Below are 16,675 nucleotides of genomic sequence, written 5' to 3' on the forward strand. Positions count from 1 at the left end.
CCATGCGCTTGCGGCACCCGGACGGCACCGCCGTCCACCTCGGCTACTGCAGCAACGTCCATCAGGCGGAGGACCTCGACGGCGTCCTCGCCCAGCTCGCCGACCACGCCGAACCGGTGCGCGAGCGCCTCGGCGTCGACCGGCTCGGCGTCGGCCTCTGGCTCGCCCGCGACGTGGTGACCGAACTGGCCGCCTTACCGGGCGAGTTGAAGCACCTCAGAGACGAACTCGCGGTTCGTGGACTGGAGACCGTCACCCTCAACGCCTTCCCCTACGCCGGGTTCCACCGGGAGGTGGTCAAGAAGGACGTCTACCTCCCCGACTGGGCGGACGAGGCCCGGCTGCGCCACACCCTCGACTGCGCCCGCCTCCTCGCCGCCCTCCTCCCGGACGACGCCGCGCGCGGCAGCGTCTCCACCCTGCCGCTGGCCTGGCGCACACCGTGGCCACCGGACCGCGCCGACACCGCGCGCCGCGCCCTGGACCGGCTCACCGCCGGGCTCGCCGAGGTCGAGGCGGACACCGGCCGCCGTATCCGGGTCGGCTTCGAACCGGAGCCCGGCTGCGTCGTGGAGACCACCGCCCAGGCCGTACGGGAGCTGCGCGGCCTCGACCCCGAGCGGCTCGGGGTCTGCCTCGACGCCTGCCATCTCGCCGTACAGTTCGAGGAACCGGGCGCCGCCCTGCGCCGCCTCGCCGACGCCGGACTGCCTGTCGTCAAGCTCCAGGCGTCCTGCGCGGTCGAGGCCGCCGACCCGGCCGACCCCGCCGCCCACGCGGCCCTGCGGCGCCTCGCGGAGCCCCGGTTCCTGCACCAGACGCGCACGGCGACGTGGCAGGAGGCGCCGGACGTGCGGGGCGTCGACGATCTGCCGGACGCGCTGGACGGGGGTCTGCCCACGGACACCGGCCCCTGGCGCGTCCACTTCCACGCCCCGCTGCACGCCGACCCCGAACCGCCGCTGCGCACCACCGCCGACCAGCTGACCCAGGTCCTGGCAGGGCTGCTCGGCGGGACATCGGCCGACTGCGACCACATCGAGGTCGAGACCTACACCTGGTCCGTCCTCCCCGAACCGCCCACCGACCTGCCCGGCGGTATCGCCGCCGAACTCGCCTGGGCCCGCGACCGGTTGACCGGTCTCGGCCTTGAGGAGGACCACAAGTGAGTGTCCGGACCAGCACCCGACCCCACCGGCTCGTCGTCCTCGACATCGTCGGTCTCACCCCCGCGCTGCTCCGCCACATGCCCGCCCTGGCCGCCCTCGGCGAGCGCGGCTTCCGCGCCCGGCTCGACCCCGTCCTGCCCGCCGTGACCTGCGCGGCGCAGTCCACGTTCCTCACCGGCGAACCACCCTCCGGGCACGGCGCGGTGGGCAACGGCTGGTACTTCCGGGACCTCGGCGAGGTGCTGCTGTGGCGCCAGCACAACGCGCTCGTCGGCGGCGAGAAGATCTGGGAGACCGCCCGCAGGGCCGACCCCGACTACAAGGTCGCCAACATCTGCTGGTGGTACGCGATGGGCGCCGACGTCGACCTCACCGTCACCCCACGCCCGGTCTACTACTCCGACGGCCGCAAGGAACCCGACTGCTACACCTGGCCGCCCTCCCTGCACGACGAACTCACCGACCGACTGGGCCCGTTCCCCCTGTTCACCTACTGGGGCCCCAACGCCGGCATGCCCTCCACCCAGTGGATCCTCGGCGCCGCCCGCCAGGTCTTCGACGAACACCGACCGGACCTCACCCTCGTCTACGTCCCCCAACTCGACTACGAGCCGCAGCGCTCCGGCCCCGACTCCCCGGCCACGCTCCGCGCCGCACGCCGACTCGACGACGCCCTGCGCCCGTTGATCGACCACTTCCTGAGCGAGGGCGCCACCGTGGTCGCCCTCAGCGAGTACGGCATCACCCCCGTCTCCCGCCCCGTGGACATCAACCGCGCCCTGCGCCGGGCCGGTCTGCTCCAGGTGCACACCCAGGACGGCATGGAGTACCTCGACCCCTGGACCTCACGGGCCTTCGCCGTCGCCGACCACCAGATCGCCCATGTGTACGTACGGGACCCGGCCGACACGGCGGAGGTCGCCAAGCTCCTCGCCGAACTCGACGGCGTGGACGAGGTGCTGGACGACGCGGGCAAGGCGGCCCACGGCCTGGACCACGAACGCTCCGGCGAACTGGTCGCCCTCGCCGACCCCGACGCCTGGTTCACCTACTACTACTGGCTCGACGACGCACGCGCCCCCGACTTCGCCCGCCAGGTCGAGATCCACCGCAAGCCCGGCTACGACCCCGCCGAGCTGCTGTACGACGAGACGGTCCCCGCGGTGAAGCTCCGCGCCCTCGGCCAGGTCGCCCGCAAGAAGCTGGGCTTCCGCTACCGCCTGAGCACGGTGCCGCTGGACCCCTCCGGCGTCAGCGGCAGCCACGGGCGCCTCCCGGCCGACCCGCGGTACGGGCCCGTACTGCTGTGCTCCGCAGGCGAGTCGGCCCGTGAGGCGTACGCCGCCACCGAGATCAAGTCCCTCCTGCTGGAGCTCGCGGGACTGCGCGACGAAGGGCGATCAGCATGACCACCCACCCTCCCCTGCCCACCCTCCGCCCGCTCCTCGACCCCGCGCCCGAGTACGCCAAGTGGCGTGCCGAGGAGCCGATCCGCCGGGTGACCGTCTGGGGCGACACCACCCCCTGGCTGGTCACCCGGCACGAGGACGCCCGCACGGTCCTGGCCGACCCGCGGTTCAGCGCCGACTCCACCCGCGCCGGCTTCCCCGGCTTCCGCCCGCAGTCGCCGCCGCGGGCGCCGGGACAGTTCTTCATGATGGACCCGCCCGACCACACCCGGCTGCGCCGCGTCCTGATCCCCGACTTCACCTTCCGCCGCATCGGACAACTGCGGCCGGCGATCACCCGGATCTGCGGCGAACTGCTCGACGCGATGACGGCCGCCGGCGCCGGCGGGGCGGATCTGGTCGAGGCGTACGCCATGCCGCTGCCGTCCCTCGTCATCTGCGAGCTGCTCGGGGTGCCGTACGAGGACCACGACTTCTTCCAGCGGCAGGCACGGTCCTTCAGCAGCCTCGCCTCGGGGCCGCAGGAGATGATCGCCGCCCGCAAGGCCCTCCACACCTACCTGGGCGAACTCCTCGTCCGGCGCACCCGCGAGCCCGCCGACGACCTCGTCTCGCGGCTGGCCCGGGACCGGGTGGCGACCGGCGAGGTGAGCGCGGCCGAGGCCGTCGGGATCGCCTCGCTGCTGCTGGTGGCGGGTCACGAGACGACCGCCAACATGTTCCCGCTCGCGGTCGTGGACCTGCTGCGCCACCCCGGACAACTCGCCGCCCTGCGCGCGGACCCCGGCCTGTGGCCCGGCGCGGTGGAGGAACTGCTGCGCCATCTGACCGTCGCGCACTCGGGGCTGCGCCGCATCGCCACCGAGGACGTGGAGGTCGCGGGCGTCCGCATCCGCGCGGGCGAGGGCGTGATCGTGGCGGTCCACGCCGCCAACCGCGACCCGTCCGGCTTCGCCGACCCCGACACCCTGGACGTCCGCCGTGACACCACCGGCCATCTGGCCTTCGGCCACGGGCTGCACCAGTGCATCGGCCAGTCGCTCGCCCGGGCGGAACTGCAGGTGGGCCTGCCCGCCCTGTTCGACCGCCTGCCGAACCTGCGCCTGACCGCACCGCCGGAGCACTTCGCGTTCACGAGGAGCACGACCCACGGGGTGCGGTCGTTGCCGGTGAGCTGGTAGGTCGCCGAGCAGGTGGGCCGAGGGGCCGGTGGTGCGCCGGGCCGACAGGGCGGCGAGCCGGTCGTCGGCCGGGTCGCGGGCCCGTCGGGGCACCGCCGAATCGGGAGGCTCGTACGGCCCCGCGGCTGATATAGAGGCGGGCATGACCACCATCACCCTCGTCCGGGGCGACATCACCCAGCAGTCCGTCGACGCCATCGTGAACGCCGCGAACTCCTCCCTCCTGGGCGGGGGAGGAGTGGACGGCGCCATCCACCGGCGCGGCGGCCCGGCCATCCTGGCCGAGTGCCGCAAGCTCCGCGCCTCCCACTACGGGCGGGGCCTGCCCACCGGCCAGGCCGTCGCCACGACGGCGGGCGACCTGGACGCGCGCTGGGTCATCCACACGGTCGGCCCGGTCCACAGCCAGAGCCTCGACCGCTCCGCCCTCCTCGTCTCCTGCTACCGCGAATCCCTCCGCGTGGCCGACGAACTCGGCGCCCGCACGGTCGCCTTCCCCGCCGTCTCCGCCGGTGTCTACGGCTGGCCGATGGACGACGCGGCCCGTATCGCCGTGGAGACCGTCCGCACCACGGAGACCTCGGTCGAGGAGGTCAGGTTCGTCCTCTTCGACGACGAGGCCTACGCGGCCTTCGCCGCACGGACGGGCTGACATCGGCTCACATCGACGCGCCCGAAGCGGCGCCGAGCGCGCGGCGGGGTGCATCGCACGGACCGGCGTGCCGTCCTGCCGCACTCCGACGGACGAACGGCCGGAGTGGTTCGAACGGAGTCGTACGCAGCCGTACGCCGGAAGAAAGACGCTGGTCAGCGTCGTCGGCGTGGCACGTTGACAGACCGGGCCCCGGCGCCGTGATCGGTTGCGGCGGGCCGTGCGGCCTTCCACGGTGAGCGCAAGGACAGCTGCTTCGAAAGGAACGTGCATGCGCGCCCTCGTCTCCCGTGGTCTCCTCCTCTCGCCCCTGGTGTGCGGGGCACTGGTCTTCGGTCCGGTCGGCACCGCCACCGCGGCCGTCGACGCGGGCCGCACCGCCTCGGACCGCACCTCGACCGGGGCCGCGGCGGTCCCCGAACCCGATCTGGACGCCCTCTTCGACGCGTTGGACGCGGAGATCGACGCCCTCCTGGCGAAGGAGGAGGCCGACGCGGACGCTCTCATCGCCCAGGAGATCGCCGACGTGGACGCGCTGCTCGCACGGCTCGACCTCGACATGGACGGGCTGCTGGCGGACATCGAGGCCGACGTGGACGCCGCCACGGCCACGGCGACCGAGACGGAGACGGTGACGGTGACGGAGACGGCTACCGAGGCCGACACCGTCGCGACCGACACGGACGTGCTCCTGGACCAGCTGGACCTGCTCGACCGCATGGACCAGGGCGATGTCCTCGCCCCGCTGCTGGACGAGCTGACCACCATCGCCAAGTTGGACTCAGACAGGCTCGACGCGGCCGAGGCCGCCCGGCACGCCACGGCCCTGCGGACGGCCCACACCACCGTGCAGCAGCGGCTGCAGAAGCTGAAGGCGGCGGCCCCGGCCGGCACCGACCGCACCACCGCGGCGGCCGACCCGGTGGCGGATCTGCTCGCCGCGCTGCAGTCCGCGGTCGACGGCCTGCTCAAGGCGCTGGCCTCGCTCGACCTGGGTGCCGTCCTGGGCGCGGTGACCGGTCTGCTCGCCCCGGTCCTCGGGGTCGTCACCGGCCTCCTGCAGCCCGTGCTCGGCCTGGTCACCGGCCTGGTCGGGGGGCTCCTCGGCGGTCTGCCGGCCGTCACGCCGCCGGCACTGCCGGCGGCGTGAGCGCCTCAGTCCCCGTCGGGAGCGTCGCTGAGGCCCAGCCTCAGGTGCTCCACGTGGAAGACGGCCTGGTCCAGCAGCTCGGCGACATGGTGGTCGTGCAGCGCGTACACCACCGAACGTCCCCGCCGCTCGCCCACGACCAGGCCGAGGTTGCGCAGCAGACGCAGCTGGTGGGAGCAGGCCGACTGCTCCATCCCGACCTCGGCGGCCAACTCGGTCGCCGGGAGCGGGCCTTCGCGCAGCCGGGCCAGGATCAGCAGGCGGGAGGGGGTGGAGAGGGCCTGGAGGGTGGTGGCCACCTTGGCGACGTTGCCCCCGTCCAGGCGCACGCGAGGGGTGGCGTCCTGCGCTGAGGTGACGGCTCCATGACCCATGGTCCGTATCCTACCCATCTCACATGAAGGCATGAATGAGTCTTCATGTGTTCCTGTATGGTGTGCCGCGTGTCTGCCACCCTCGCCCCGTCACCGGCCCCCCGTTCGTCCCTGCCGACGGCCCCCCGCCGCCGCACCCGGGTCCTCGCCCTGCCCGAGGCCCGCTGGGCGCTGGCCTCGACCGTCGCCTTCCTGCTCGCCTTCCCGCTGGACCTCGCCGGGGCCTCCGCCTGGCTGTACGGCCCGCTCTACGCGATCGCGTACGTGGCCGGCGGCTGGGAGCCCGCGCTCGAAGGGCTGCGGGCGCTGCGGGACAAGAGCCTCGACGTCGACCTGCTGATGATCGTCGCGGCGCTGGGCGCGGCCGCGATCGGCCAGGTCCTCGACGGCGGTCTGCTGATCGTCATCTTCGCCACCTCCGGAGCCCTGGAGGCTCTGGCCACCGCCCGCACCGCCGACTCGGTACGGGGGCTCCTCGACCTCGCGCCCACCACGGCCACCCGGCTGCCGGCGGACGGCTCCGCCGAGGAGACCGTGCCCACCGACCGGCTCGCCGTCGGCGACGTGGTGCTGGTCCGCCCCGGCGAGCGCATCGGCGCCGACGGGCGGGTCCTGGAGGGGGACAGCGAGGCCGACCAGGCCACCATCACCGGCGAACCCCTGCCCGTGCCCAAGGCCCCCGGCGACGAGGTCTTCGCGGGCACCCTCAACGGCACGGGAGTGCTGCGCGTCCGCGTCGAACGGGACCCGGCCGACTCCGTGATCGCCCGCATCGTGAGCCTCGTCGAGGAGGCCTCGCGCACCAAGGCGCCCACCCAGCTGTTCATCGAGAAGGTCGAACAGCGGTACGCCGTCGGCGTCGTCGTCGCCACCCTCGCCGTCTTCGGCATCCCGCTGGCCCTCGGCGAGGACCTCACGGCCGCGCTGCTCCGCGCCATGACCTTCATGATCGTGGCCTCGCCCTGCGCGGTCGTCCTCGCCACCATGCCGCCGCTGCTCTCCGCCATCGCCAACGCCGGCCGCCACGGTGTCCTCGTCAAGTCCGCCGTCGCCATGGAGCGGCTGGGCGAGATCGACCTCGCCGCCCTCGACAAGACCGGCACCCTCACGGAGGGCGCGCCCGAGATCGCGGCCGTACGGCCGCTGCCCGGCTCCGGGCTCGACGAGGACGGGCTGCTGGCACTGGCCGCCGCCGCCGAGCACCCCAGTGAGCATCCGCTGGCCCGCGCCGTGGTGGCCGCGGCCGGCGCCCGCGGGCTGCGGGTGGCCGCCGCCGGGGACTTCACCGCCCTGCCCGGACGGGGTGTGCGGGCGACCGTGGAGGGGCGCGTGGTGACGGTGGGGCGGCCCGGGGAGAGCGAGGGTGCCGACTCCGGCGCGGCGGCCGAGGGGACGACGGTCGTCGTCACGCGCGACGGGGAGGCCGTCGGGACGCTCACCCTGGCCGACCGGCTGCGCCCCGACGCACCCGGCGCCGTGGCCGCGCTCGTGGCCGTGACCGGTGTGTCGCCGGTCCTGCTCACCGGGGACAACGCCGGTGCCGCGGCCCGGGTGGCGGCGGACACCGGCATCGCCGACGTGCGGGCCGGGCTGCTGCCGCAGGAGAAGGTGGCGGCGGTGCGGGGCCTCCAGGACGAGGGCCGGAAGGTGCTGTTCGTCGGGGACGGCGTCAACGACGCACCCGCGCTCGCCGCCGCCCACTCCGGGCTGGCGATGGGCCGGGCCGGGTCCGATCTCGCCCTGGAGACGGCGGACGCGGTGGTGGTGCGCGACGAGCTGGGCGCGATCCCGGCGGTGGTGCGCCTGTCGCGGGCGGCCCGGCGGCTGGTGGTGCAGAACCTCGTGATCGCCGGGGTGTGCATCGCGGTGCTGGTGGTGTGGGACCTGGTGGGTCATCTGCCGCTGCCCCTCGGGGTGGCGGGGCACGAGGGGTCCACGGTGGTGGTGGGGCTGAACGGGCTTCGCCTGCTGAGGGAGTCGGCCTGGCGCAGGGCCGCGCGCGACTGAGGGGGCGGCTCGTCCGAGGGGGAGGGCGGCTCGTCGGGTGCCGACGGGCACGCATCCGCACAAGCCGGTCGCACAAGCCGGTCGCACAAGCCGGTCGCGCAGGCCGGTCGCGCGGTTCTCCGCGTCCTCCGACGGGCCTGAAGCCGGCGGGACGCCCGCACCTCGATGTCGGATTCTCGCCAGCCCTCCTCGCTCCCCTCCCCGATGCTGGTGTCATGCGGAACGGGATGCACGAAGACACGGAGCGGTGCGTGCGGGCCGTGCGGTCGAAGGACGCGCGGTTCGACGGGTGGTTCTTCACGGCCGTGGTGACCACGCGGATCTACTGCCGGCCCAGCTGTCCGGTGGTGCCGCCGAAGGCGGAGAACATGACGTTCTATCCGAGTGCGGCGGCCTGCCAGCAGGCCGGGTTCCGGGCCTGCAAGCGGTGCCGACCGGACACGAGCCCCGGATCGCCGGAGTGGGATCAGCGGGCGGACCTCGTGGCGCGGGCGATGCGGCTGGTGGGGGACGGCGTGGTGGACCGCGAGGGCGTGCCGGGGCTGGCGCGGCGCCTCGGGTACAGCTCCCGCCAGGTCGAGCGGCAGCTGCTGGCCGAGCTGGGGGCCGGGCCGCTGGCGCTCGCACGGGCGCAGCGGGCGCAGACCGCGCGGCTGCTGATCGAGACGACGGCGCTGCCGATGGCGGAGATCGCGTTCGCCGCCGGGTTCGCGTCGATCCGGACGTTCAACGACACCGTGCGGGAGGTCTTCGCGCTGTCGCCGAGCGAACTGCGCGGGCGCGCCACCCGCTCGGCCGGGCAGCGCGCCGACTCCCCCGGCACCTCCGGCGCGCTGAGCCTGCGGCTGCCGTTCCGGGCCCCGCTCAACCCCGACAACCTCTTCGGTCACCTCGCCGCGACCGCCGTGCCCGGGGTGGAGGAGTGGCGGGACGGCGCGTACCGGCGGACCCTCCGGCTGCCGTACGGTCACGGCATCGTGGGCCTCACGCCGCGCCCCGACCACATCGCCTGCCGGCTCACCCTCGGTGATCTGCGCGACCTGCCCGTCGCCATCAGCCGCTGCCGCCGCCTGCTCGACCTGGACGCCGACCCGGTCGCCGTCGACGAGCAGCTGAGCGGTGATCCCGTGCTCGCGCCGCTGGTGGACAAGGCGCCGGGGCGCCGGGTGCCGCGTACCGTCGACGAGGCCGAGTTCGCCGTACGGGCCGTGCTCGGCCAGCAGGTGTCCACGGCCGCGGCCCGCACGCACGCGGCCCGGCTGGTCGTCGCGCACGGTGAGCCGGTCGACGACCCCGAGGGCGGCCTCACCCGTCTCTTCCCGACCCCCGAGGCGCTGGCGGCCGTCGACCCCGAGACACTCGCGATGCCCCGCACCCGCCGGACCACCTTCTCCACCCTGGTAGGCGCTCTCGCCGACGGCGAGTTGCACCTGGGCGTCGACAGCGACTGGGCCGAGACCCGCGCCCGCCTCCTCGCCCTCCCCGGCTTCGGCCCCTGGACCGTCGAGGTCATCGCCATGCGCGCCCTCGGCGACCCCGACGCCTTCCTCCCCGGCGACCTCGGAATCCGGCGCGCGGCCCGGGAGCTGGGCCTGCCCTCCACCCCGGCGGCGCTCACGGCCCGGGCAGCGGCCTGGCGGCCCTGGCGGGCCTACGCCGTCCAGTATCTGTGGGCGACGGACAGCCACCCCATCAACTACCTTCCCGTATGAGCCCGTTCAGGGCGGACGCATCTTTCAAGGACCCTTCATGAAGCACCAGGCGTCGCGGAAGCGGCACACGGTCGTCGACAGTCCCTACGGCCCCCTCACCCTCGTCGCCGACGACGACGGTGTGCTGTGCGGGCTCTACATGTCGGAGCAGCGGCACCGCCCGCCGCAGGAGAACTTCGGCCCCCGTGACGACTCGCTCTTCGCCGGGGCGGAGGAGCAGCTGACGGCCTATTTCGCCGGCGAGCTGCGGGAGTTCACCCTCGAACTCCGACTGCACGGCACCCCGTTCCAGCGGCTGGTCTGGGAGCGGCTCGTGTCGATCCCCTACGGCGAGACCCGCGCGTACGGCGATCTCGCCGACGACCTCGGCAACCCCAAGGCGTCCCGCGCGGTCGGCCTGGCCAACGGCCGCAACCCCGTCAGCATCATCGTGCCCTGCCATCGGGTCGTCGGCTCCGACGGCAGCCTCACCGGCTACGGCGGCGGCGTCGAACGCAAGCGGCGGCTGCTGGACTTCGAGCGGGGGGCGGCCCTGTTCTAGCCCGAGGACGCGGGAGAACGGAGGAACGGGGGCGCGTCGGGCGCGGGGGCGCGGATCACGACAGCAGACGGCGTTCCTTCGCCACGGCCACCGCGCCGGCCCGCGTCTCCACGCCCAGCTTGGCGTAGATACGGCCGAGGTGGGTCTTGACGGTCGCCTCGCTGATGAAGAGGGCCCGCGCTATCTCCCGGTTGCCCAGACCGCGGGCCAGCTGGCCCAGGATCTCGTGCTCGCGCTCGGACAACGTGGGCCGGGGGCTGCGCAGTTGGGCCATCAGCCGGTCGGCCACCGGTGCCGACAGCGCGGTACGGCCGGTCGCGGCGTCGCGGATCGCCGCGAACAGTTCGTCGGGCCGCTCGGCCTTGAGGAGGTAGCCGGTGGCTCCCGCCTCGATGGCGCGGCTGATGTCGGCGTCGGTGTCGAACATGGTGAGCACGAGAACGCGGGGCACCGGCGCGGCGGGTGCCTCCGCGTCCTCGGCCGGGCGCGCCGTCAGCCGCCGGGTGGCCGTCACCCCGTCCATGCCGTCGCCGAGTTGCAGGTCCATCAGCACCACGTCGGGGCGCAGGCGGGCGGCCAGTGCGAGCGCCTCCTCGCCGGTGCCCGCCTCACCGACCACCTCGATGCCGTCGGCACTGGACAGCAGCGCGCGCAGCCCGGCGCGTACGACGGCGTGGTCGTCGCAGAGCAGGAGCCGCACCGGCGGCCGGTCGACGGGCGGCGACCCGGCCGGCCCCGAGGACACCGGCCCGCTCATCGGACGTACCCCCCGGCGGTGTCGCGGACGATCGGCGTACGGGGGACGGCCGCCGACACCACCGTGCCCTCGCCCGGAGCGGACTCCACGGTGAGGGTGCCGCCCGACTGCCGTGCCCGGATGCGCATGGCCGGCAGCCCGTGCCCGCGCTCCCGCCCCGGCACCGCCCCGTCCGTCCCGGTGGCCGTCCGGCGCTCCGCGTCGAAGCCCCGCCCGTTGTCGGCGATGTCCAGCGAGACCTGGTCGTCGAGGCAGGTCAGGGTCAGTGCGGCCCGGGTCGCGGCGGCGTGTTCGCGGACGTTGGCCAGGGCGCCCTGGGCGATGCGCAGCAGGGCCGCCTCGGCGCGTTCGGGGAGCGGGCCGGGGGTGCCGTCGAGGCGGAACTCCACCGTCAGGCCCGGCCCGCTCTCCCGTTCGGCGAGGGCGCCGAGCGCGGCGGGCAGCGAGCGCTCCACGAGGTCGGCCGGAGCCAGGTCGTGCACGAACCGGCGTGCCTCGGCCAGGCTGTGGGAGGTGATCTCGGCCGCCCTCCCGATGTGTCCACGGGCCGCGTCCGGGTCCGTGTCCCAGACGCGTTCGGCGGCCTGGAGCAGCATCCGCTGGCTGGACAGCCCCTGGGCGAGGGTGTCGTGGATCTCCGTGGCCAGCCGCTGCCGCTCCGCGAGGACCCCCGCCCGCCGTTCGGTGGCCGCGAGATCCCGTCGGGTGCGGACCAGGTCGCCGATGAGGACGCGCTGCCGGGCCGCCTGCCGCCGCAGATGGACGAAGAGGGCGGTGGCGACCGCCGCGATGGCCGGCGGGGCGGCGACCATGTTGGGGTTGACGGTGCCCTCGGACACCCGTATCTCGGCGGCGACCACCAGCGTGGTCAGCAGCACCGCCAGCGGTACGGCCAGCCGCGGCGGCAGCGTGTGGAGCCCGGCGAACAGCAGCGGCATGGCACACCAGGTGGCACTCGGCGCGAGCGCGAGCAGGACGACCCAGACCGCCGTCACCGACCCCAGCCAGGCCAGATGCCGGGTGGAGGGCCGGCTGCCGGGAGGCGGCGCGGGAGCCAGCAGATGCCCGACGGCGTAGAGGAGCCCGAACACCGCGAACAGCGCCATCACCCAGCCGGCACGCGTCCCGCCCTGATCGCGGGTCAGGAACCGGGCGAACGAGGAGCACAGCAGCAGGAAGAACGCGGCGTGCACGACGGCGGCCAGCCAGCGGCCGTCCGGGTCCGTGCGCTCCTGCTCCGGCCAACTCATCGCCCCACCGGCTCTCTTGTCGTGCTCCTCGGGTACTTCACAGGTCGCCCTCCTGTGTCTAACGTGACCGGCTCCCGGCCGCATCAACCGATCGGCTGATACGAGGATCGCCCGAACCGCCCGCGGACCGGAGCCGGTCGACCGAACCGCACACCCCGCCGCAGCCCCGAGGCTGGCAGCACGACCCGAGCCGCCTCGGGACGCGACCCCCGAGTCCTCAGGGAAGGAAGCCCCGTGCCGCCGACCGAGAAGAACCTCACCGTCAACCGGGCCGCCCTCGGCCACCGCGTCACCTACGCCCTGCGCCACCCCGGCCGCGTGCCGCGCCATCTGATCCGCGTCACCCGCGACATGTGGCTGCGCCACCGCCACCCGGACCACATCGACTACTACCGCGCGGTGATGCGCTCCGACACCCGCGCCGACCCGGACGCGGCGGTCGGCAGCCGCAGCCGGGAGAGATGGCTGGCCCTGGGCGCGATGCAGTTCGACTACCTGCTCGGCCACGGCCTGCGTCCCGAGCACCGGATGCTGGAGATCGGCTGCGGCAACCTGCGCGGCGGCTGGCGGTTCATCCGGCACCTGGAGCCCGGCCACTACTACGGCCTCGACATCTCGCCCGACATCCTCGCCGCCGCCCAGGACACCATCGTCGAGATGGGGCTGCAGTCACGCCTGCCCACCCTGACGCCCGTCCGCGACCTGACCCTGAAGTTCCTCCCCGACGCCCACTTCGACGTCGTGCACGCGCACAGCGTCTTCTCGCACTCGCCGCTCCACGTCATCGAGGAGTGCCTGTCCCACGTCGGCCGGGTGCTGACCCCGAACGGCTGGTTCGACTTCACCTTCGACCGCACCGAGGGCACGGAACACCACGTCCTGCGGGAGGACTTCTACTACCGCACCGAGACGCTCGTCGCCCTCGCCGAGAAGCACGGACTCCAGGCCCGCTTCATGGACGACTGGGAGGAACTGCCGCACGGCCAGTCCAAGCTCCGCGTCAGCCGCCCCGCCGCGGACTGAAGCGCGGGGGCCCGGCGGCCCGGTCAGCCGCTCGCGGCACCGAGCCCCCGCAACAGCTCCGGCAGCGCGGTCCCGATCGGCTCCCGTACGACCTCGTCCGCCCGGTCGTCGTACGGGGTCGGGTCGGCGTTGACGATGATCAGCCGTGCCCCGTGGTCGGCGGCGACTCCGGCGAGCCCGGCGGCGGGCTGGACCTGGAGGCTGGTGCCGACGGCGATGAAGACCTGGCTGGCCTTGGTGATGGCGACGGCCTCGCCGAGCACCACCGGGTCCAGGCGCTCGCCGAACATGACGGTGGCCGACTTCAGGATGCCGCCGCACGCCAGGCACGGCGGATCGTCCTCACCGGCCTCGACCCGGGCGAGGGCGTCCTCCATCGGCGTACGGGCGTGGCACGCGACGCACACCACGGACCGCGCGCTGCCGTGGAGTTCGAGGACCTTGCGGGTGGGCATCCCGGCGAGCTGGTGCAGCCCGTCCACGTTCTGCGTGATCACCCGCACCGGCACCCCGGACCGATCCAGCTCGGCCACCGCCCGGTGCGCCACGTTCGGCTCCGCCCGCAGCGTCCGGTTCTGCCGCCGCATCCGCCACGCGCGCCTGCGGATCTCGGGATCACCCATGTAGTACGCGTACGTCACCAGCTTCTCGGCCTCGGGATCGCGACGCCACAGCCCGTTCGGGCCCCGGTAGTCGGGGATGCCGGAGTCGGTGCTGATGCCGGCGCCGCTGAGGAGGGCGACGAGGGGCTTGTTCATGGGGTGAGGGTAGGTCGGGGTTCCGGCCGGGGCGAGCGGATATCGGGGCGGCGCCCCGGCCGCGTGGTGTCAGGGGGCGGGCAGCCCGTACGTGCGGTCGTAGTGCTGGGCGACCAGGACGCCGCTGTGGTCGCAGGCGAGCTGCCAGTCGTTGACTCCGGTCTCCACGCCGTCGGTGAAGTTCCACAGGAGCCGGCCCTTGGCGGCGCCGATCGCGTAGATGCCGTCCCTGTTCTGGTAGGCCGGGACGTAGACGGCGCCCGGGCCCGCGGTGACCGGCTGGTCGATGTTGAGGCGGGGGGTGGGGCAGAACCAACGGCGGGCGCCGGTACCGGCGTTGAAGGCGTACACACCGGCGGGGTCGGTGCCGGTGACGTAGACCGTGTTGCCGTAGCCGCCGAGGGAGGCGAACATGCCGCGCTCGGGCTTCACCCGCCAGCGGAGCTTGCCGGTGGTCAGGTTCAGGGCCTCCAGCTGCCGGCCGATGGCGAACACCGTGCGGTCGAGGACGGCGAGGCCGGGCCGGAGGTCGTAGCCGACGGGGTGGCGCCACACGACGCCGGAGTCGATCAGGTTGCGGGCGGTGACATTGCGCAGGCCGTCGGCGTAGACGAAGAAGCCGGGGACGATGACCGGCGCCAGCCGGACCCCGACGTCCTCCGGGCTGATGGGGATGACCTCGGCGCGGCGGCCCGCGAGGTCGACGCTGAACACCGTGTCCGTGGAGGTCGCGACGCCCTGCTCGTCGGACTGTCTCCTGAGGCGGACGCCGATGACGGAGATGGCCCGGTCGTCGGTGGCGCCGAGCAGCGTGTCGAAGCGGAAATCCGGCCCGAAGTCGATGGTGAAACGTTTCGTTCCGTCGACCGGGTCGACTCCGATCACCGTCGCCCCCTCACCGAGCGCGACCGCGGCGTCGAAGGCCAGCACGGTCGGGGTCGGCGACGGGCTGATGCCCTCGTAGACCCACCGGGGCCGGGTGCCGTCCCGGAGATCGAGGCTGAGCATGTCACCCGGGCGGGTCTTCAGCAGGGCCGTGCCGTCCTTGAAGACGGCGGGCGCCTGGACCAGCGGGCCACCCCGATAGGTCCACAGCGGCTTGGGAGGCGGGCCCGCGGGCTTCGTGGAGCGTGTGGCCGGCTTCTCCGGCCGGCCGAGCACCACGGCGGCACCGACGGCGGCGGCCGTGGCGGAGCCGGCCGACACGCCCAGGACCATACGCCGGGAGGGGCCCCGCCGCGACACCGCGCGGCGGTGCCCGCCGGAGGCCCGGTAGGGCTCGGGCTCCTCGGGAGGGGAGAACGGCTCCGCACCGGTGCGGGGCCCGGTCCCCGAGCGCGGTTCGCCGCCGGCACCGCCGGGCGGCGGCTCCTGCGCGGCCCGGCCGGGCTGTCCGGAGCCGTCGTACGGGCGGCCGGACTCCGTCGCCGACGGGCTCCGGGTGTCGCGGGCCCCCTCGTCGTCCCGCTCGAAGTCGTACGCGGCCCGGCTGTGCCGTGCGGTGTGGGCGTCCGGCTCGGTGCCGGTCCCGGCCGAGGGGAACGTGACCTCCGTGTACGGCGCGGTGTCCAGGCTCCGCACCGCCGCCGCGCGCAGCGCGATCGAGGAGGCCACCGACGCGGGCAGCCAGCCGTCCCCCGTCAGCTGCTCCACACCCCCGGGCGCGCAGGCCGCGGCCAGCTTGTCGGGAGTGATGCGCAGCCGGGGGTCCTTGGTGAGACAGAGATTGATGATCTTGTCCAGGGGCTCGGGCACCCCGGTCAGATCGGGGGTGCTGTGCACGACCTGGTAGAGGAGCGTGGCCGCCGCGGTGCCGCTGAACGGCGCGTGTCCGGTCGCGGCGAACGTGAGCACCGAGCCGAGCGAGAAGACGTCGCCCTCGGGCCCCAGCGGCTCGCCCGTGGCCTGCTCGGGGCACATGTACTCGAAGGAACCGAAGAGGGCGCCGGAGCGGGTGAGGTCGTAGCCGTCGCTCGCCCGGACGATGCCGAAGTCGATGACGCGCGGGCCGTCGGCGGCGAGCAGCACGTTGGAGGGCTTCAGGTCGCGGTGCACCAGCCCGGCGGCCTGCACCGAGATCAGCGCCTCGGCGATGCCGGCGCCCAGCACGAGCACCGACTCCACCGGGAGCGGGCCGTGCGCGGCGATCGCCTCGGCCAGGGTGGGACCGGCGATGTAGTCCGTGGCCAGCCACGGGACGGGACCGTCCGGGTCGGCGTCCACCACCGGCGCGGTGTAGCGGCCGCCGACCGCTCCGGCGGCCTCCACCTCCCGGCGGAAGCGGATACGGAAGCTCTTGTCCCCCAACAGCTCGGGACGGATGGCCTTGACCGCGACGGTCCGCCCCTCGGGGGAACGCGCCAGGTAGACCCGCCCCATCCCTCCTGCGCCGAGCCGGGCCACGAGACGGTAGGGACCTAGCTCCTCGGGATCGTCTGAGCCCAGTGGTTCCATGACCTCAGCTGCCTGTTCGGTGAGGACGGGCGACAATCGGCCCGCGGGCGGGGGAGACGCACTGCTCCGGGCGGCTCCCGGTGACCGTTCCCCCAGGTGCTCCGGGTCTCCCGGAGCCACGGCCCGCGCCCGGGCCGCCGATCACGGTGTCCCGAGTGCTGCCCCGGTTCCTGAGCGGGACGCGAGGCGCCATTGCTCGGACGGGGGTGATGTCAGCCTAGATGCTGGAGTGACGAAC

At 74.1% G+C, this 16,675-nt stretch carries 14 protein-coding genes; 9 read left to right on the plus strand and 5 right to left on the minus strand.

Features of this window, described 5'->3' with window-relative positions:
• The first annotated feature begins 2 nt into the window (after window positions 1-2).
• The 5 genes from eboE to H4687_RS36595 all read left to right on the plus strand — a co-directional run bounded on the left by eboE (window position 3) and on the right by H4687_RS36595 (window position 5,561).
• Window positions 3-1,169 carry a metabolite traffic protein EboE gene (eboE, locus tag H4687_RS36575; protein WP_046919276.1) on the plus strand — a complete coding sequence of 389 codons (1,167 nt, stop codon included), beginning with the start codon at window positions 3-5 and terminating at the stop codon, window positions 1,167-1,169.
• Window positions 1,166-2,578: an alkaline phosphatase family protein gene (locus H4687_RS36580; protein WP_050399345.1), complete on the plus strand. Its 1,413-nt coding sequence runs from the start codon at window positions 1,166-1,168 to the stop codon at window positions 2,576-2,578. Before eboE ends, H4687_RS36580 begins: the two co-directional genes overlap by 4 nt.
• A complete protein-coding gene (locus H4687_RS36585; RefSeq protein ID WP_050399346.1) occupies window positions 2,575-3,759 on the plus strand; it encodes a cytochrome P450 in 1,185 nt (394 codons plus the stop codon). The genes H4687_RS36580 and H4687_RS36585 overlap by 4 nt, the downstream gene beginning before the upstream one ends.
• Before the next feature lie 142 nt (window positions 3,760-3,901).
• Window positions 3,902-4,411: an O-acetyl-ADP-ribose deacetylase gene (locus H4687_RS36590; protein WP_046913373.1), complete on the plus strand. Its 510-nt coding sequence runs from the start codon at window positions 3,902-3,904 to the stop codon at window positions 4,409-4,411.
• Window positions 4,412-4,682: 271 nt separating this feature from the next.
• A complete protein-coding gene (locus H4687_RS36595) occupies window positions 4,683-5,561 on the plus strand; it encodes a hypothetical protein (protein ID WP_046913372.1) in 879 nt (292 codons plus the stop codon).
• 5 nt (window positions 5,562-5,566) lie between these two features.
• Here H4687_RS36595 and H4687_RS36600 read toward each other — a convergent pair whose 3' ends face one another.
• A complete protein-coding gene (locus H4687_RS36600) occupies window positions 5,567-5,935 on the minus strand; it encodes an ArsR/SmtB family transcription factor (RefSeq protein WP_046913371.1) in 369 nt (122 codons plus the stop codon).
• Window positions 5,936-5,992: 57 nt separating this feature from the next.
• Here H4687_RS36600 and H4687_RS36605 point away from each other — a divergent pair, with 57 nt between their 5' ends.
• From H4687_RS36605 to H4687_RS36615, 3 genes are all read left to right on the plus strand, one after another.
• Window positions 5,993-7,942, plus strand: coding sequence for a heavy metal translocating P-type ATPase (locus H4687_RS36605; protein WP_192781839.1), 1,950 nt, complete (start codon window positions 5,993-5,995; stop codon window positions 7,940-7,942).
• 227 nt (window positions 7,943-8,169) lie between these two features.
• Window positions 8,170-9,654, plus strand: a complete 1,485-nt coding sequence (locus H4687_RS36610; protein ID WP_179859978.1) for an AlkA N-terminal domain-containing protein — start codon at window positions 8,170-8,172, stop codon at window positions 9,652-9,654.
• Window positions 9,655-9,691: 37 nt separating this feature from the next.
• Window positions 9,692-10,195 carry a methylated-DNA--[protein]-cysteine S-methyltransferase gene (locus H4687_RS36615; RefSeq protein WP_046913369.1) on the plus strand — a complete coding sequence of 168 codons (504 nt, stop codon included), beginning with the start codon at window positions 9,692-9,694 and terminating at the stop codon, window positions 10,193-10,195.
• Window positions 10,196-10,250: 55 nt separating this feature from the next.
• Here the strand turns inward: H4687_RS36615 and H4687_RS36620 are convergent, their stop codons facing one another.
• On the minus strand, window positions 10,251-10,952 hold the full coding sequence (locus H4687_RS36620) for a response regulator (RefSeq protein WP_046913368.1): 702 nt from the start codon (window positions 10,950-10,952) through the stop codon (window positions 10,251-10,253).
• Window positions 10,949-12,202, minus strand: a complete 1,254-nt coding sequence (locus H4687_RS36625; RefSeq protein WP_046913367.1) for a sensor histidine kinase — start codon at window positions 12,200-12,202, stop codon at window positions 10,949-10,951. The genes H4687_RS36620 and H4687_RS36625 overlap by 4 nt, the downstream gene beginning before the upstream one ends.
• Before the next feature lie 234 nt (window positions 12,203-12,436).
• Here H4687_RS36625 and H4687_RS36630 point away from each other — a divergent pair, with 234 nt between their 5' ends.
• Window positions 12,437-13,225: a class I SAM-dependent methyltransferase gene (locus tag H4687_RS36630; RefSeq protein WP_046913366.1), complete on the plus strand. Its 789-nt coding sequence runs from the start codon at window positions 12,437-12,439 to the stop codon at window positions 13,223-13,225.
• A 23-nt stretch (window positions 13,226-13,248) separates the two neighbouring features.
• Here the strand turns inward: H4687_RS36630 and H4687_RS36635 are convergent, their stop codons facing one another.
• Together H4687_RS36635 and H4687_RS36640 are read right to left on the minus strand one after the other, a co-directional pair.
• Window positions 13,249-13,983, minus strand: coding sequence for an SIR2 family NAD-dependent protein deacylase (locus H4687_RS36635; RefSeq protein WP_046913365.1), 735 nt, complete (start codon window positions 13,981-13,983; stop codon window positions 13,249-13,251).
• 69 nt (window positions 13,984-14,052) lie between these two features.
• Window positions 14,053-16,437 carry a protein kinase domain-containing protein gene (locus tag H4687_RS36640; protein WP_046913381.1) on the minus strand — a complete coding sequence of 795 codons (2,385 nt, stop codon included), beginning with the start codon at window positions 16,435-16,437 and terminating at the stop codon, window positions 14,053-14,055.
• Between the last annotated feature and the right edge of the window lie 238 nt (window positions 16,438-16,675).

Source organism: Streptomyces stelliscabiei (genome assembly GCF_014873495.1).
GTDB classification, from domain to species: Bacteria; Actinomycetota; Actinomycetes; order Streptomycetales; family Streptomycetaceae; genus Streptomyces; species Streptomyces bottropensis.

Coding starts and splice junctions, on each gene's coding strand:
- H4687_RS36635 (WP_046913365.1), bottom strand. CDS start 13,983: ATGAACAAGCCCCTCGTCGCCCTCCTCAGCGGCGCCGGCATCAGCACC.
- H4687_RS36620 (WP_046913368.1), bottom strand. CDS start 10,952: ATGAGCGGGCCGGTGTCCTCGGGGCCGGCCGGGTCGCCGCCCGTCGAC.
- H4687_RS36600 (WP_046913371.1), bottom strand. CDS start 5,935: ATGGGTCATGGAGCCGTCACCTCAGCGCAGGACGCCACCCCTCGCGTG.
- H4687_RS36615 (WP_046913369.1), top strand. CDS start 9,692: ATGAAGCACCAGGCGTCGCGGAAGCGGCACACGGTCGTCGACAGTCCC.
- H4687_RS36640 (WP_046913381.1), bottom strand. CDS start 16,437: ATGGAACCACTGGGCTCAGACGATCCCGAGGAGCTAGGTCCCTACCGT.
- H4687_RS36595 (WP_046913372.1), top strand. CDS start 4,683: ATGCGCGCCCTCGTCTCCCGTGGTCTCCTCCTCTCGCCCCTGGTGTGC.
- H4687_RS36625 (WP_046913367.1), bottom strand. CDS start 12,202: ATGAGTTGGCCGGAGCAGGAGCGCACGGACCCGGACGGCCGCTGGCTG.
- H4687_RS36605 (WP_192781839.1), top strand. CDS start 5,993: ATGGTGTGCCGCGTGTCTGCCACCCTCGCCCCGTCACCGGCCCCCCGT.
- H4687_RS36585 (WP_050399346.1), top strand. CDS start 2,575: ATGACCACCCACCCTCCCCTGCCCACCCTCCGCCCGCTCCTCGACCCC.
- H4687_RS36590 (WP_046913373.1), top strand. CDS start 3,902: ATGACCACCATCACCCTCGTCCGGGGCGACATCACCCAGCAGTCCGTC.
- eboE (WP_046919276.1), top strand. CDS start 3: ATGCGCTTGCGGCACCCGGACGGCACCGCCGTCCACCTCGGCTACTGC.
- H4687_RS36610 (WP_179859978.1), top strand. CDS start 8,170: ATGCACGAAGACACGGAGCGGTGCGTGCGGGCCGTGCGGTCGAAGGAC.